Raw genomic sequence first — 14,087 nt, forward strand, 5'->3', positions numbered from 1 at the left:
GCCTCCTAGAGCCGGAAGTTGTAGACGTCGTCGTCGAAGACCCCGTAGGACTCGTAGTCGAGCAGGGCGTAGAGGTCACGGCGGTGCTGCATGCGGTCGAGCAGCTCGCGCTGCGTGCCGTGCTCGGCCAGCGTGCGCAGGCCGTCCTCGGCCGCGTGCATGGCCAGCCGCAGCAGCGTCACCGGGTAGATGACCACGTTGATTCCCAGCGACTCCAGCGTCGCGGTGTCCAGCAGCTCGCTCTTCCCGAACTCGGTCATGTTGGCCAGGATCGGGATGTCCACGGCCGCGCGGACGCGTTCGAAGTCGGCGGGGCCGGTCATGGCCTCGGCGAACAGCAGGTCGGCGCCCGCGTCCGCGTAGGCCTTCGCCCGGTCGACGGCGTCGGCCATGCCGGTGACGGCCAGCGCGTCGGTGCGCGCGGCGACCACGAAGTCCGGGTCGCGCCGGGCGGCGACGGCAGCGGCGATCCGGCGGACGGCGGTGTCGCGGTCGACGACCTCCTTGCCGTCCAGGTGCCCGCAGCGCTTGGGGTTGACCTGGTCCTCGATGTGCAGCCCGGCCGCCCCGGCGTCCTCCAGCAGCTGCACCGTCCTGGCGACGTTCATCGGCTCGCCGAAGCCGGTGTCGGCGTCGACCAGCGTCGGCAGGTCGGTGACCCTGGCGATCTGCTGGGCGCGGCCGGCCACCTCGGTGATCGTGGTCAGGCCGATGTCGGGCAGGCACAGCTCGGCCGACACGACGGCACCGGAGACGTACACGCCGTCGAAGCCGTGCCGCTGGATCAGTTTCGCGGTCAGCGGGTTGACCGCGCCGGGGAAGCGTTGCAGCCCGCCCGACGCCAGCGCGGCACGGAAAGCCGCCCGCTTGGCCGACGGCGAGGTGGTGGCGTGCAACATCAGAAGATCCCCCTCGTCGCGGGCGCGGTGTCGGCCTCCGCTGCCGGGAACAGGCCGGCCAGGCCGGCGCTGTCCAGCTCGGGCAGCCGGGTGACAGCGTCCAGGAAGCGGTCCTGCTCGGCGGCACCGACGACGCCGTCGGCGAGCGTGCGGAACTTCGCCACGTACTGCTCGCGGCCGAACGGCCGCGCCCCGGCCGGGTGGGCGTCGGCGACGTCGATCTCGTCGGTGAGCACGGTGCCGTCGACCAGCTCGACCTCGACCCTGCCGCCGAACGCCGGTTCCGGGTCGTGGTACCGGAGTGTCCACTGTGGATCTTCGACGGTGCTGATCTTCCGCCACAGCTCGACCGTGTCCGGGCGGGCCGCCCGGTCGGGCGCGTAGGACCGTTCGTGGTGCCACTGCCCGTCCTGCAGCGCGACGGCGAAGATGTAGGGGATCGAGTGGTCCAGTGTCTCCCGGCTGGCCGCCGGGTCGTACTTCTGCGGGTCGCCTGAGCCGGAGCCGATCACGTGGTGCGTGTGGTGGCTGGTGTGGATGACCACCCTGCTCACCTTGTCGAACTCGCCGATCCGCGGACCGAGCCTGCGGGCGAGGTCGATGAGCGCCTGGCTCTGGTACTCGGCGGAGTGCTCCTTGGTGTAGGTGTCCAGAATGGACCGCTTGGGCTCGCCGGGGCCGGGCAGCGGCACGGTGTAGCGCGCGTCGGGACCGCCGAGCAGCCAGGCGATGACGCCGTCCTCGCCCTCGTAGACCGGGCTGGGCGCACCCTCACCCCGCATGGCGCGGTCCACGGCCTCGACGGCGGCCTTGCCGGCGAACGCCGGGGCGTAGGCCTTCCACGAGGAGATCTCGCCCTTGCGGGACTGCCGGGTGGCGGTCGTGGTGTGCAGGGCCTGCCCGATGGCACGGTAGACGGTCTCGGTGTCCAGGCCGAGCAGCGCGCCGATACCACCGGCCGCGGACGGTCCGAGGTGCGCGATGTGGTCGATCTTGTGCTCGTGCAGGCAGATGCCGCGGACCAGGTTCACCTGCAGCTCGTAGCCCGCCGCGATGCCACGGACGACGTCGGCGCCGCCGCGGCCGGTGTGCTGGGCGACCGCCAGCACCGGCGGGATGTTGTCGCCGGGGTGCGAGTAGTCGGCGGCGAGGAAGGTGTCGTGGTAGTCCAGCTCACGCACCGCGACGCCGTTGGCCCAGGCCGCCCACTCCGGCGAGTACCGCCCATCGGTGCCGAACACGCTCGCGCCGGGCCGGTACGGGTGCCGCGTCGCCTGGTCGCGTGCGGCCCGGACGGGGCGGCGGGTGAGCGAGGCGAGCGCGACCGCGGCGTTGTCGATCACCCTGTTGATCACCATCTCGGTGACCTCGGCGGTCACCGCGACCGGGTCGGTGGCCACGGCGGCGAGCTTCCAGGCCAGCTGCTCCTCGCGGGCGAGCGACTCCGCCGAGGCGTGCGTGCGGACGGTGTGGTCGATCATGCTTTCCCATCTTTTGTGAAGGTGGTGTTGCCCTCCACAAGGGAACCACCAGGGCAGATGTCATGTCTTGTGAAGATTTCCGGCGATCGTGTAAAGGTTGTGATGTGGAGAAGACCTACGCCGGTGCGCGGCTGCGGCAGCTGCGGGAGGGCCGTTCGCTGAGTCAGGCCGAGCTGGCGAGGCAGCTGGACATCTCCGCCAGCTACGTCAGCCAGCTGGAGCACAACACCCGCCCGCTGACGTTGCCGGTGCTGCTGCGGCTGACCGAGACGTTCGGCGTCGACGCCGAGTTCTTCGCCCCGCAGGACACCGCCCGGCTGGTCGCCGATGTACGCGAGGTGTTCACCGACGACTCGGTGGGCGGCACGATCTCACCGGGCGAGCTGGACGAGCTGACCGCGAACCTGCCGGGCGTCGCCCGCACGCTGGTCGCGCTGCACCACCGCTACCGCGAGGCGACGGAGAACATCGCCGCGCTGGTCGCCGAGCAGGGCCTCGAGCCGACCGCCACCCAGCTGCCGCACGAGGAGGTCCGCGACTACTTCTACCAGCGCAGCAACCACATCGTTGAGCTGGACGAGCCGGCCGAGCGGCTGGCGGCCGAGCTGCGGCTGCGGCCCGGCGACGTCCGCCGGGCGCTGGCGGCACGGCTGTCCGAGCGGCACGGCATCGCGGTGGTCGACGCCGGCCTTGATCCGGGCGAGGACCAGCACCGGTACGACCCGGCCCGGCGCGAGCTGCGGCTGTCGCCGACACTGCGGCCGGGGCAGGCGGCGTTCCGGCTGGCGTCGCAGCTCGCCTGGCTGGAGGCCGGCGAGACCATCGACCGGCTCGCCGCGACCGGCCCGTTCACCGGCGGCACCGCGCGCAGGCTGGCCAGAATCGGCCTGGCGAACTACTTCGCGGGCGCGCTGGTGCTGCCGTACCGGACCTTCCTCGGCGTGGCACAGCGCTACCGCTACGACATCGCGCGGCTGTGCGACCACTTCGGCGTCGGATTCGAGACGGTGTGTCACCGGCTGTCCACGCTGCAGCGGCCGGGTACGCGCGGGGTGCCGTTCTCGTTCGTCCGGGTCGACCGGGCGGGCAACATCTCCAAACGCCAGTCCGCGACCGGTTTCCACTTCTCCCGTGCGGGCGGATCGTGTCCACTGTGGATAGTCTATGAGGCGTTCGGCTCGCCCGGCCGGATTCTCACACAGGTGGCGGAACTGCCCGACGGCAAGAAGTACTTCTGGATCGCCCGCACGGTCACGCGGGGCAGCGGCGGGCACGGTGAGATCGGCAAGACGTTCGCCATCGCACTGGGCTGCGAACTGCGGCACGCCCGCAGGCTCGTCTACTCGGACGGGATCGCGCTCGGCTCGGCTGCCGCGGTGACGCCGATCGGCATGGGCTGCAAGGTGTGTGAGCGCCCCGCCTGCCCGCAGCGGGCGTTCCCGGTGATCGGGAAGCCGCTGCGGGTGGACGAGAACAGCAGCAGCCTGCTGCCCTACCCACCGGCGCGGTGACCCGGCGAAAGCCCGGAGCTACCCCGGAATCCGGGTGGCGGCGCCGGTGACGGTGACCCGCGGGTCGTCCGGGCGGACGTCGACGATCAGCTCGCTGCGCCGCCCCATGTCCTCGCCCTGCACGACCGTGATGCGCCGCGGTTCGGTGACCCGGCCCAGTTCCCGCAGGTAACCGCCGAACGCGGCCGCCGCCGCCCCGGTCGCCGCGTCCTCCACCACGCCGCCGACGGGGAACGGATCCCGGGCGTGCACGGTGCCGTCCTCGGCGAACCAGACCAGGTGCACGGTGGTCCAGTTCCGCTCCCGCATCAGGTCGGCGAGTGCGGTGAAGTCGTAGTCGAGGTCGGCCAGCCGCTCGCGGGTGCGGGCGGCGAGTACCAGGTGCTCGTTGCCGGCGAACGCGACGTGGGCGGGCCAGTCGGGGTCGAGGTCGGCGGGCTGCCAGCGCAGGGCCGACAGCGCGCGGTCCAGCTCGTCCGCCGTGGCGGGCCGCGACCGGGCCGGCACGCTGGTGATCCCGGCGACGACCGTGCCGTCCTCGCGGGTCTCGACGGTCACCTCACCGGCGGGCGTCTCGAACGTCAGCGGGCCGGTCCCGTCCCGTTCGGCCAGCGCGACGGCGGTGGCGACGGTGGCGTGCCCGCAGAAGGCCACCTCCGCCCGCGGGCTGAAGAACCGCAGGCGGAAGCGGCGCTCCCCCGGGCCCAGCGGCGAGAGGAACGCGGTTTCCGAGTACCCGACGTCGGCCGCGACTGCCTGCATGTCGTCGTCGTCGAGGTGCTGTGCGTCGAGCACGACCCCCGCCGGGTTGCCGGTGGCGGGGTCGGTGGTGAAGGCGGCGTAGCGGAGAACGTCTGTCATGCCCCTACCTTCCCCCGTTGGCGCGATTTGTTCCAACGATGATTGGACATAGACGTTATCGATAAACTCGATGACGTGGACACCCAGCTGCTACGCACGTTCCTCACCCTCGCCAGGACCGGCAGTTTCACCGCTGCCGCCGCCGACCTGCACGTCGTGCAGTCCACCGTGACCAGCCACATCAAGAGCCTGGAGGGGCAACTCGGCCTGCCGCTGGTGGACCGGCTACCCGGCGGATCCCGGCTGACCCCGGCGGGCACCCGGGTCGCCCAGCACGCCAGGGAGGTTCTCGACGCGCAGGACCGCCTGTTCGCGGCCGCCCGCGCCGACGAGGTCGTCGCGGGTGAGGTGACCGTCGGCGCGCCGGAGTCGATGTGCGCCTACCGGCTGCCGGTCGTGATCGCGGAACTCGCCACGCGGCACCCCGAGTTGCGGGTGCACCTCGCCCCGGCGGGAACGTCTGCCGCGCTGGCCGGGCTGCGGGCGGTCGACGGCCGGTTCGACGTCGCGCTCGTGCTGGACGACCAGGTGCCCGCCGACGGTCAGGTGGTCGGCGCGGAGCCGGTCACGCTGGTCGCCGCGCCAGCCCATCCCGCCGCACACGGCACCGTGACCTGGCGGGAACTGGCCGGCTTCGCCCACTTCCTGCTGGAGGAAGGCTGTTCCTACAGCGACCGGTTCGCCGCGAAGCTGGCCGGGCCAGCGCGGATCACCCGCTTCGGCAGCATCGAGGCGGCCCGCTCGTGCGTGCTGGCCGGGCTCGGGCTGTCGGTGCTGCCGAGGATCGCGGTGGCGGCGCAACTGGCCGACGGCTCGCTGCGGGAGGTCGCGGTCGACCTGCCCGACGTCCCGCTGGCCGTCGTGACCGATCCACGCCGGTGGGTCTCCCCCGCGGTGGCCACGGTGACCGAGGCGATCGGCGCCGCTTGGCGGTAGGCACCGAAGCAAGCGTTCGTTAGGCTCGAACGATGATTACCACGGCCGTGTGGGGCACCGGAAACGTCGGCCGGGCGGCGATCCGCGCCGTGGACGCCCATCCCGCGCTGGAGCTGTCCACCGTCGTCGTCCACGATCCCGGCAAGGTCGGCCGGGACGCGGGCGAACTGGCCGGGCTGGACCGCGCGCTCGGGGTCGCCGCGACCGGCGACGTCGCCGCCGTGCTCGCCGCGAAGCCGCGGGCGGTGGTGTACGCGGCGTCCGGTGACATCCGGCCTGCCGACGCGCTCGCCGATCTGGTCAGGTGCGTCGGCGCGGGCGCCGTGGTGGTGACGCCGTCGCTGTACGCGCTCTACGACCAGCGCAACGCTCCGGCGGAACTGCGGGAACCGCTGCTGGCGGCCGTCGAGCAGGGAGGCGGGTCGCTGTTCGTCTCCGGCGTCGATCCCGGCTGGGGCAATGACGTCCTGCCGCTGCTGATCAGCGGCCTCGGCACGACCGTCGACGTCATCCGCTGCCAGGAGATCTTCGACTACTCCACCTACGAGCAGCCCGACTCGGTGCGTTACCTCGTCGGCATGGGCCAGCCGATGGACTACCAGCCGCCGATGCTGGCGGCGTCGGTGCCGTCGATGGTGTGGGGCGGCCAGATCCGGCTGATGGCCCGCGCGCTGAAGGTCGAGCTGGACGAGCTGCGCGAGACCGTCGACCGGCGCCCGCTGGAGCGGACCGTGACCACCCGGACGATGGGCGAGTTCGAGCAGGGCACCCAGGGCGCGGTGCGGTTCGAGGTGCAGGGCGTCGTCGACGGCGAGGTCCGCATCGTCATCGAGCACGTGACCCGCATCCACCCCTCCTGCGCGCCGGACTGGCCGCAGCCGCCCAACCCCGGTGGCGCGCACCGGGTGATCATCGAGGGCAGGCCGCGCATCGAGGTCACCGTGGAGGCGACCGACGAGGACGCGAACCAGTCCGCCGGTGGCAACGCCACGGCCGTCGGGCGGCTGGTGTCGGCCATCGACTGGCTCGTCGAAGCCGGGCCGGGCCTCTACGACGCACTCGACGTTCCGCTGCGACCCGCCGTCGGCAGGCTCGGAAGGAGTCCACGATGAACATCGACATCCCCAGCGGCAAGGACCCGATCGCCTACGTGTGGGGTGAGATGGTGCCCGAGATCGGCGCGGCGGCGTCGAACTTCTCGCTCGCCGTGTACGCCAACACCAGCCTCGGGCTGCGTGAGTTCGAGGCGGCGCGGCTGCGGATCGCGCAGATCAACGGCTGCGTGTTCTGCCTGGACTGGCGTACCGAGCGGGACGGGCAGAAGGTCGAGGAGTCCTTCGCCGACGCGGTGGCCCAGTGGCGAACCACCGACGCGTTCGACGACCGCACGAGGCTGGCCGCCGAGTACGCCGAGCGGTACGCACTGGACCACCACAACCTCGACGAGGACTTCTGGAACCGGATGACCGCCCGCTACAGCCAGGCGGAGATCGTGGAGCTGAGCATGAGCATCGGCTCGTGGCTGGCCTTCGGCAGGCTCAACCACGTGCTGGGCATCGACACGATGTGCGTCCTGCCCGGCCACGCGACGTCGTGACCCGGCTCGCCAAGCTCGTGAAGGCCCTTCGTTACGTGAGACATCAGGGTCCCGGCAAGGTTGGCAGCGACGGCCTGGGGGCCGTCGGCAAGGGCGCTGTGGTTGCGTCTCGCGCAAGTATGGTGCCGTTGCTGGCGGCGAGGTGCCGGGGGTGTTGTCTCGTTCGTGGTGGTTGGTGGGGTGGGTGCGTTGGCTGGTGCCGGTGTGACAGGTGTGCCCGCCTGACGGGTTCGCGTCGGGTACGTGAAGGCCACCTTCATCACGTCTGGCGACAGGAACTCGGCCTTCACGCGATCCCCGGCGTCCCACTGGCCTCGCCAGCCACGGCAGCCCCACCAGTAAGACAGCAAGGGAGCTTTACTACCCTTCTTCGCTAGTAAAGCTCCCTTGCTCACGCCCGGCGCCCGACTTTGGTCTAGAGGTCGGCGGTGACGATGGCCTCGATGTTGCGCTCGGCCAGCGCGGTGATGGTGACGAACGGGTTCACGCTGGCATTGCCCGGGATCAGCGAGCCGTCCATGACGTAGAGGCCCCGGTAACCGTGCAGGCGCCCGTGGTTGTCGGTCGCCTTGTTCAGCACCACGCCGCCGAGCGGGTGATACGTCAGGTGGTCGCCCCAGATCTTGTACGCGCCGAACAGATCCGTCCGGTAGATCGTCCCCTCCTTGGCGTTGATCTTGTCGAAGATCGTCTTCGCGGCGTCGATCGACGGCTGCTTCCACGCGGTCTGCCAGCTCAGGTCGACCCGCCCCGCGCCCGCGTTCCAGGTGAACTCGGCACGGTGCGGGTTCCTGGTGATCGACAGGTAGAACGACGCCCAGGTCTCGATCCCGGTCGGCAGCGGGGCCACCTCGGCGAAGGCGCCACCGGCGTCCCAGTTGTCGATCCCCGCCGTCGGCATCGCCGACTGGAGTTTGCCGGTCGGGTCCCACAGATGGTTCGCCCTGCCGCACATGACGTTCCCGTTGTCGCCCCAGCCCTTGCCGATCTCGCCGTTCAGGTTCGGCAGCACGCCGGTCGCCTTGAGTTTGGTCAGCAGCTTGCTGGTGCCGACGCTCCCGGCGGCGAAGAACACCCGGTCCGCGGTCACCGACTTGGTCGCCGTCACGGCTCCGGTGGTGTCGAGTTGCTCCATGGTCACCGTGTACGCGCCACCGGCGGGCGCGACCGAGGTGACCCGGTGCAGCGGGGAGATCGTCACGCGGCCGGTCGCCTTCGCCCGCGCCAGGTAGGTCTTCACCAGCGTCTTCTTGCCGTGGTTGTTGCCGTAGAGCACCTCACCGGCCAGCGCGGAGTGCGGGACCGCCCCGCTGGCCTCCTGCTTCATGTACTCCCAGTCGTACACGTTGGGCACGAAGACGAACGGGAACGCCGAGCGCTGCGCGTGTTTGCGGCCGACCCTCGCGTACTGGTAGCAGTCGGTGCCCTCCCACCACGCGGGGTCCACATTGGTCACTCCGAGCCCGGCGTTGGCCCGGGGGTAGTAGACGTCGTACATCTCGTCCGGGTTCACCGACGGCAGAACGGCGCCGAAGTGCTGCCGTCGCGGCGTCACCGCCATCCCGCCGTTGACCAGCGAGCCGCCGCCGACCCCGCGGCCCTGGTAGACGCTGATGCCGGCGAAGTCCTCGGCGTCGAGAATTCCGGTGTACCGCGGGACGTCCTTGTCCAGCGGGAACCCGAGGAAGTTGCTCAGCGGCTGCTTGGTGCGGGTACGCAGCCAGAACGACCGGTAGTCCGGCTTGGTTGTGTTGGCGAAGATCTTACCGTCCGGACCGGGGGTGTCCCAGGACATGCCCAGCTCGACGACGTGAACGTCGACGCCGGCCTCCGCGAGCCGCAGCGCGGCGACCGAACCGCCGTAGCCGGAGCCGATCACCAGCGCTGGTACGCGGGCGGCGTCCGCGATGGCAGCCCGGCCACCCAGAGCGGCGAGACCGACAATGGAACTTGTTCCAACCATGAACGACCGTCGGGAGAAACCTCGGGAACCCTTACCCCACATGACATCGTTGTTCATGTGACGTTCCTCACTGTAGGCGAATAAGAACAAGTTATACTTTGCGATGCAGGCGAACGCGAAGGACTTCGCCCGGCTGGAGTACTGATCAGCGCGTGAACGCGGCGCCGCGGCGCAACGCCGGCGTGCCGGCCGCGGCGGCCACCACGAACCCGGCGAGGGCCAGCGCGACTTGCCGCAGCCGTTCGCCCGCCCGGTCGGAGCGGCGGGCGTACAGCCACCTCGACACCGCCGCCAGCACGGAGGGAAACGCCGTGATCAGGTCGATCACGTAGACCCGTACGTCCCGCAGCGCCGCCCGCAACGAGCCGCGGCCGACCTCGGCGACGTCCTCCCGCTCGGCGTCCAGGGCGGCCCGCAGCCCCTCGGCGAAGAACATGAAGCGCCAGCCGGGAACCGTCGCCACATGAGCAGCGTCGACAGCGGCGTTCCCACGGCGACGGTCACCGGCACCGCGAGCATGAACAGCGCTGTGTAGCGGCCACGCCGCTGCCCCGGGGGGTCGCGCCAAGGCCGGTCAGGCGCGTGACCAGCGTGTCCACCCGGCCGGCGTTGGCCGCCGGGTCGTCACCGGCGACGGTCGCGCGGACGTCGAGGTGCAGCCGGTTCTTGCCCCGCTTCGGCTCGGGCACGGCGATGAAGCGGGCCCGGCCGCCGTCGCCGGTCACCGCGGCGAACTCGACCCGTTCGCAGGCCGGGAATCCCCGGGCGACCTGGTACTCCATCCAGCCGGCGTGGCCGTCCGGCGGCGCATCGACGGTGCCGTCCAGCACGGCCGCAGTATTCCAGCGCGAGCCGTCCCACCGTCCCACGGCCGGTCGTTTACGCAGGTCAGGGACGAGATTCATCCCACCGTCCCATTCTCGGCGAAAGACACGACGGCCGGCTGGCAACTGCCACACCGTTGTCGCTGACAACCACGACACGGAGGAAGGCGCATGTCGTTCAAAGTCGAACCCGACGAACTCCACGACTTCTCGAAGTTCCTCGAGGGCTGCCGCGAGGACACCGAGGCCGTGAAGAAGAACATCACCGACGACATCACCCTGAGCGCCCACGGAGAGGGCATCTTCATGATGCTCAGCGGCTACCACTCGTCGAACACCGACGGGATGAAGAAACGGATGAAGCACCTCACCCACATCGCGGAACACGCGGCCCTCGAGATCGACTCGGCCGCCCGGATGTACGAGAAGAGTGACAAGGACAAAGCGGCGAAGATCGACGAGACCTACCCCGGCGCGACCTACCAGAGCTTTCTGCCCCCCGCTGACGACGCATCCAGCGCGAGCTTCGAGTGGTACCCCACCAAGGGCAACCTCGACGTCGAGAAAGACCCGGACGAGCTGAAACCGAAGGCCGAGGGGCTCGAGAAGTGGATCCGCGATCGCTGCGACGACATCAGCTGGATGGCCAACATCCGCGAGTTCATCGCCTGGGCGTGCAAGAAACTCGGGGTGTTCGACGGTGACCCGCTCGACTGGATCGTCCAGTGGTTCATGGGCGAGTGGTCGGCCTGGGCTACCTGCGCCCTCGAATGGGGGCTCTGCCGTTCCGCGACTCGCGGGATCTCGGACAACTTCGACATGTACGCCCTGCCCAAGCTGCCGCAGGTGTGGGAGGGAAAGGCCGCCGAGGCGGCCTACGAGTACTTCGACAACCTGAAGGACGCGATCGAGACCGAGTCCGAGGCCTTCGACAAGCTGTACGAGCAGTACAAGCTGATTACCGAGCTCGCCCACGAGACGCAGGTGGCCATCAACGATGCCCTGAACGGGCTGATCGACGCCGCGTTCGAGGCGGTTGCGATGATCGCCGGTGGCGGCTGGGTCATGGCGGTCTGGGAGGTCGTCGGCCTCATCGGAACGCTCGTCACCTCGATCATGAACTACATCCAGGCAGCGGAGACGGCGATTCAGTTCGTCTCGGCGGATCCGGTCCCGCTTTCGACACTCACCGACCTTCCGGGCACCGGGAAGTACCGCGACTACGACCACCCCAGCGAGACGATCTGAGGGAGACCACCGATGTCGGAGGAAGCACGTCACCGAATTCCACCGCTGAACCTGGACCTGACCAGGCTCGGCGAAGTCCGCGAGTTCGCGCTCCGGACGGCGGCCAACGGGCCTGACCCCGTCCTGGCCGAGATGGCCAGGGAAGTGCGCTCGGGCAAGCTGACCCTGCGAGAAGCCGTGGCCAGCGCCGCCTACCGAGAAGCGTTCTCGGTGGCGACCGAAAAGGCACTGCGTGCGGCCCGCGAGGCGGACGACGACGCCAAGGCCGAGGTCGAAGGGAAGTCGTTCGACGAGCTGGTCGACCGGCTCGCCCGGCGGAACGCGGAGCTGGATGCCGAAGAGGCGGCTCCCGATACGTCTCCCGCCCCCGAACCGGAGCCCGACGACGAGTACTTCGACGGCGAGTCGTTCATGGTCTCGCAACCCCGAAGGGATCAGGACGCCGAGTCCCAGGCCGCGCCGCGGCGGGAACGGTGGACCCGGCGCTGGCAGTAGTCACAGTGGCTCGCCGCCGACGTGGGTGTAGCGGTGCTCGCCGAGCTTGCGGTGCAGGCCGTCGATGAGCGCCGCGAGCAGACTGGCCAGGGCGTCCCGCTGCTCGGGGTCGAGCGTGGCGACCAGTTCGGCCTCCCGGCCCAGCACGCGGTCCACCAGCCGCTCCACCGTCGCGTGCCCCGCCTCGGTCATCGTCACCGCCACCGCACGGGCCCGCGACTCGTCCGGCGCGCGGACGACCAGACCGGCGCGTTCGGCCCGGGCCACCCGCTGGGAGATCGCGCCGGGGCTGACCACCGCCCGGTCGGCCAGTTCCCGCGTGGTGAGCGTGTAGGGCGGTCCCGCCCGGCGCAGCGCCCCGAGCAGGTCGAGCGTCGCCGTGTCGGCACCGGCGTCGGCGAGGACCCGCCTGCGGTCGTCGCCGACCAGCTTCGCCGCGTGCCAGAGCCGGGTGATGATGCCGATGCCGTCGACCGGCGTACCCGGACGTTCCCGTTGCCAGGCCAGGGCGATCGCGTCGACGTGATCGTCGGGGTCCAGCTCGCGGCTCATGGGGACACCTTTCGTTTAGACCTAAACAACTGGTACGTTTAGACCTGAACGATACCGTGGAGGGAGTACCCGAATGACCCGAACCGTGGTTGTCACCGGAGGCGGGACCGGCATCGGCCGGGCGGTCGCCGCGGCCATGGCCGCCGACGGCGACGACGTGGTCGTCACCGGCAGGCGGCAGGCCGTGCTGGACCGGGTGGCCGCCGAACTCGGCGTGCGAGCCGTGTGCTGCGACGCCGCCGACCCGGCCCAGGCCGAAGCACTGGCCGCGACCCTGGAGCGGGTCGACGTGCTGGTCAACAACGCGGGCGGCAACACCGACTTCGACCGCGACGCACCCGGTGCCGACCTGAAGGCCCTCGCCGAGAACTGGCGCGCCAACCTCGACGCGAACCTGCTCTCCGCCGTGCTCACCACCGCCGCGCTGGACGGCAAGCTCGCCGACGGCGGCGCGATCGTCCACATCGGATCGATCGCCGCGGACAAGGGCGCCGGCGCCTACGGCGCGGCGAAGGCGGCGCTGGCGTCCTGGAACATCGACCTGGCCCGCACCCTCGGCCCGCGTGGCATCACCAGCAACGTGGTTGCCCCCGGCTACATCGCGTCGACGGAGTTCTTCCGCGACTTCCTCACCGACCAGCGCAGGGACAGCCTGATCGCCGCGACGAACACCGGCCGCGCCGGAACGCCCGAGGACATCGCCGCCACGGTCCGGTTTCTCGCCTCCCCCGGCGCCCGGCAGATCACCGGCCAGGTCGTCGCCGTCAACGGCGGCGAGTGGCCCACTCGCTGATCACAACACCGCCGCGAAGTCGTCGAGGACCCCGCCGTCGTTGCCAGCCGGGACCAGCACCACCGTCGACGCTCCGGCGTCGGCGATGGCCTGGATCCGGGCCCGGACCGCGTCCGGCGTACCGGCGAGCGCGAGCTGGGTGACCCACTCCTCCGGCAAGCGCTCGGTGAACTCCGCCCGGGTCGCGCAGGAGGCCCGCAACGCCGCGAACTCCGCGGCGAACGGCAGCGGCGCGAGGTGCGGCGCCCAGTCCGGCTCACCGATCCACTCCAGTGCCGGCCGGACCGTTCGCACCGCGGTGGCGTGGTCGGGATGGACACTCGCGACGTTGTAGGCGACGACGTGATGGCCGGGCACGTCACCGATCCGCTCCCGGGCGGCGGCGACGTACTCCGGCGTGGCCGGTTCGGCGAGGATCGTCCCGTCGGCCACCTCGCCTGCCAGCGCGAGGGAACGCGGCCCGCGTACCCCCGCCAGCAGGCGGGGTGGCCGCGACGCGGGACTGGTCAGCCGGACGCCGTCGGCGGTCTCACCGCCCGCCAGCAGCGTCCGCAGCGTGCTGAACTGCTCCCGCAGCACGGCGAGCGGACTCGGCGGCCACACGCCGATCTGCTTCATCCAGTCCTTGGCGCCGTGCCCGACGCCGACGTCGATCCGGTCGCCGAACAGCTCGGCCAGCGTGTTGATCTCCATGGCGGTGAACGCGACGTTGCGGACGGCGGCCGGCAGAATCCCGATGCCGACCCGGATCGACGACGTCGCCGCCAGCACGGCCGCGGCCTGCGCGAAGCCGCCGCGGAAGCCGAGGTCCTCCACGACCCACAGCTCGGCGAAGCCGAGTTCGTCGGCCCGGCGGGCGAAGTCGAGTACGCGCGACGCGGGCAGGTCACGGGGCAGCATGACGCCGACGGACGGCTGGTTCACTGG

The 14,087-nt window shown here is 70.8% G+C and carries 15 protein-coding genes; 7 read left to right on the forward strand and 8 right to left on the reverse strand.

The window, feature by feature from the left end:
- Positions 1-5: 5 nt before the first annotated feature.
- The gene (gene prpB / locus EWH70_RS20000; protein WP_130476996.1) at positions 6-899 is read right to left on the reverse strand and encodes a methylisocitrate lyase; all 894 of its coding nucleotides are present in this window, start codon (positions 897-899) and stop codon (positions 6-8) included.
- Positions 899-2,380 (reverse strand): MmgE/PrpD family protein, encoded by a 1,482-nt coding sequence (locus tag EWH70_RS20005; protein WP_130476997.1) that lies wholly within the window; start codon positions 2,378-2,380, stop codon positions 899-901. The genes prpB and EWH70_RS20005 overlap by 1 nt, the downstream gene beginning before the upstream one ends.
- Before the next feature lie 104 nt (positions 2,381-2,484).
- On the opposite strand from EWH70_RS20005, the gene EWH70_RS20010 reads away from it, so the two are divergent.
- Positions 2,485-3,891, forward strand: a complete 1,407-nt coding sequence (locus EWH70_RS20010) for a short-chain fatty acyl-CoA regulator family protein (RefSeq protein ID WP_130476998.1) — start codon at positions 2,485-2,487, stop codon at positions 3,889-3,891.
- 18 nt (positions 3,892-3,909) lie between these two features.
- Here the strand turns inward: EWH70_RS20010 and EWH70_RS20015 are convergent, their stop codons facing one another.
- Positions 3,910-4,752, reverse strand: a complete 843-nt coding sequence (locus EWH70_RS20015; protein WP_130476999.1) for a PhzF family phenazine biosynthesis isomerase — start codon at positions 4,750-4,752, stop codon at positions 3,910-3,912.
- 75 nt (positions 4,753-4,827) lie between these two features.
- Here EWH70_RS20015 and EWH70_RS20020 point away from each other — a divergent pair, with 75 nt between their 5' ends.
- Genes EWH70_RS20020 through EWH70_RS20030 form a run of 3 tightly spaced genes read left to right on the forward strand, consistent with a single transcriptional unit; the run spans position 4,828 to position 7,285 of the window.
- The gene (locus EWH70_RS20020) at positions 4,828-5,688 is read left to right on the forward strand and encodes a LysR family transcriptional regulator (protein WP_130477000.1); all 861 of its coding nucleotides are present in this window, start codon (positions 4,828-4,830) and stop codon (positions 5,686-5,688) included.
- Positions 5,689-5,720: 32 nt separating this feature from the next.
- The gene (locus EWH70_RS20025) at positions 5,721-6,800 is read left to right on the forward strand and encodes an NAD(P)H-dependent amine dehydrogenase family protein (RefSeq protein WP_130477001.1); all 1,080 of its coding nucleotides are present in this window, start codon (positions 5,721-5,723) and stop codon (positions 6,798-6,800) included.
- Positions 6,797-7,285 carry a carboxymuconolactone decarboxylase family protein gene (locus EWH70_RS20030; protein WP_130477002.1) on the forward strand — a complete coding sequence of 163 codons (489 nt, stop codon included), beginning with the start codon at positions 6,797-6,799 and terminating at the stop codon, positions 7,283-7,285. The genes EWH70_RS20025 and EWH70_RS20030 overlap by 4 nt, the downstream gene beginning before the upstream one ends.
- Before the next feature lie 415 nt (positions 7,286-7,700).
- Here EWH70_RS20030 and EWH70_RS20035 read toward each other — a convergent pair whose 3' ends face one another.
- The 3 genes from EWH70_RS20035 to EWH70_RS35855 form a co-directional block, all read right to left on the reverse strand.
- On the reverse strand, positions 7,701-9,248 hold the full coding sequence (locus EWH70_RS20035) for a GMC oxidoreductase (protein WP_205669184.1): 1,548 nt from the start codon (positions 9,246-9,248) through the stop codon (positions 7,701-7,703).
- A 145-nt stretch (positions 9,249-9,393) separates the two neighbouring features.
- A complete protein-coding gene (locus EWH70_RS20040; RefSeq protein ID WP_130477004.1) occupies positions 9,394-9,711 on the reverse strand; it encodes a hypothetical protein in 318 nt (105 codons plus the stop codon).
- Positions 9,712-9,748: 37 nt separating this feature from the next.
- Entirely contained in the window at positions 9,749-10,153 is a 405-nt protein-coding gene (locus EWH70_RS35855; protein WP_205669185.1) for a VOC family protein, read from the reverse strand.
- Positions 10,154-10,321: 168 nt separating this feature from the next.
- Between EWH70_RS35855 and EWH70_RS20050 the strand changes: the two genes are divergently transcribed.
- Together EWH70_RS20050 and EWH70_RS20055 are read left to right on the forward strand one after the other, a co-directional pair.
- Entirely contained in the window at positions 10,322-11,320 is a 999-nt protein-coding gene (locus tag EWH70_RS20050; protein ID WP_130477005.1) for a hypothetical protein, read from the forward strand.
- A gap of 12 nt (positions 11,321-11,332) precedes the next feature.
- Positions 11,333-11,815 (forward strand): hypothetical protein, encoded by a 483-nt coding sequence (locus EWH70_RS20055; RefSeq protein WP_130477006.1) that lies wholly within the window; start codon positions 11,333-11,335, stop codon positions 11,813-11,815.
- Here EWH70_RS20055 and EWH70_RS20060 read toward each other — a convergent pair whose 3' ends face one another.
- Complete coding sequence (locus EWH70_RS20060) at positions 11,816-12,367, reverse strand: MarR family winged helix-turn-helix transcriptional regulator (protein WP_130477007.1); 552 nt, start codon at positions 12,365-12,367, stop codon at positions 11,816-11,818. It abuts the gene before it with no gap.
- 73 nt (positions 12,368-12,440) lie between these two features.
- Between EWH70_RS20060 and EWH70_RS20065 the strand changes: the two genes are divergently transcribed.
- Positions 12,441-13,160, forward strand: a complete 720-nt coding sequence (locus EWH70_RS20065; protein WP_130477008.1) for an SDR family NAD(P)-dependent oxidoreductase — start codon at positions 12,441-12,443, stop codon at positions 13,158-13,160.
- Here the strand turns inward: EWH70_RS20065 and EWH70_RS20070 are convergent, their stop codons facing one another.
- Entirely contained in the window at positions 13,161-14,084 is a 924-nt protein-coding gene (locus EWH70_RS20070) for an LLM class flavin-dependent oxidoreductase (protein ID WP_240687094.1), read from the reverse strand.
- Between the last annotated feature and the right edge of the window lie 3 nt (positions 14,085-14,087).

Origin of the sequence: Amycolatopsis suaedae (assembly GCF_004214935.1) — a bacterium.
Classification (GTDB): domain Bacteria; phylum Actinomycetota; class Actinomycetes; order Mycobacteriales; family Pseudonocardiaceae; genus Amycolatopsis; species Amycolatopsis suaedae.

Bases quoted from the DNA above. Each gene is read 5' to 3' on its own strand.
- EWH70_RS20060 (WP_130477007.1), bottom strand. From the start codon at position 12,367: ATGAGCCGCGAGCTGGACCCCGACGATCACGTCGACGCGATCGCCCTG.
- EWH70_RS20065 (WP_130477008.1), top strand. From the start codon at position 12,441: ATGACCCGAACCGTGGTTGTCACCGGAGGCGGGACCGGCATCGGCCGG.
- EWH70_RS20015 (WP_130476999.1), bottom strand. From the start codon at position 4,752: ATGACAGACGTTCTCCGCTACGCCGCCTTCACCACCGACCCCGCCACC.
- EWH70_RS20055 (WP_130477006.1), top strand. From the start codon at position 11,333: ATGTCGGAGGAAGCACGTCACCGAATTCCACCGCTGAACCTGGACCTG.
- EWH70_RS35855 (WP_205669185.1), bottom strand. From the start codon at position 10,153: ATGAATCTCGTCCCTGACCTGCGTAAACGACCGGCCGTGGGACGGTGG.
- EWH70_RS20030 (WP_130477002.1), top strand. From the start codon at position 6,797: ATGAACATCGACATCCCCAGCGGCAAGGACCCGATCGCCTACGTGTGG.
- EWH70_RS20025 (WP_130477001.1), top strand. From the start codon at position 5,721: ATGATTACCACGGCCGTGTGGGGCACCGGAAACGTCGGCCGGGCGGCG.
- prpB (WP_130476996.1), bottom strand. From the start codon at position 899: ATGTTGCACGCCACCACCTCGCCGTCGGCCAAGCGGGCGGCTTTCCGT.
- EWH70_RS20035 (WP_205669184.1), bottom strand. From the start codon at position 9,248: ATGGTTGGAACAAGTTCCATTGTCGGTCTCGCCGCTCTGGGTGGCCGG.
- EWH70_RS20005 (WP_130476997.1), bottom strand. From the start codon at position 2,380: ATGATCGACCACACCGTCCGCACGCACGCCTCGGCGGAGTCGCTCGCC.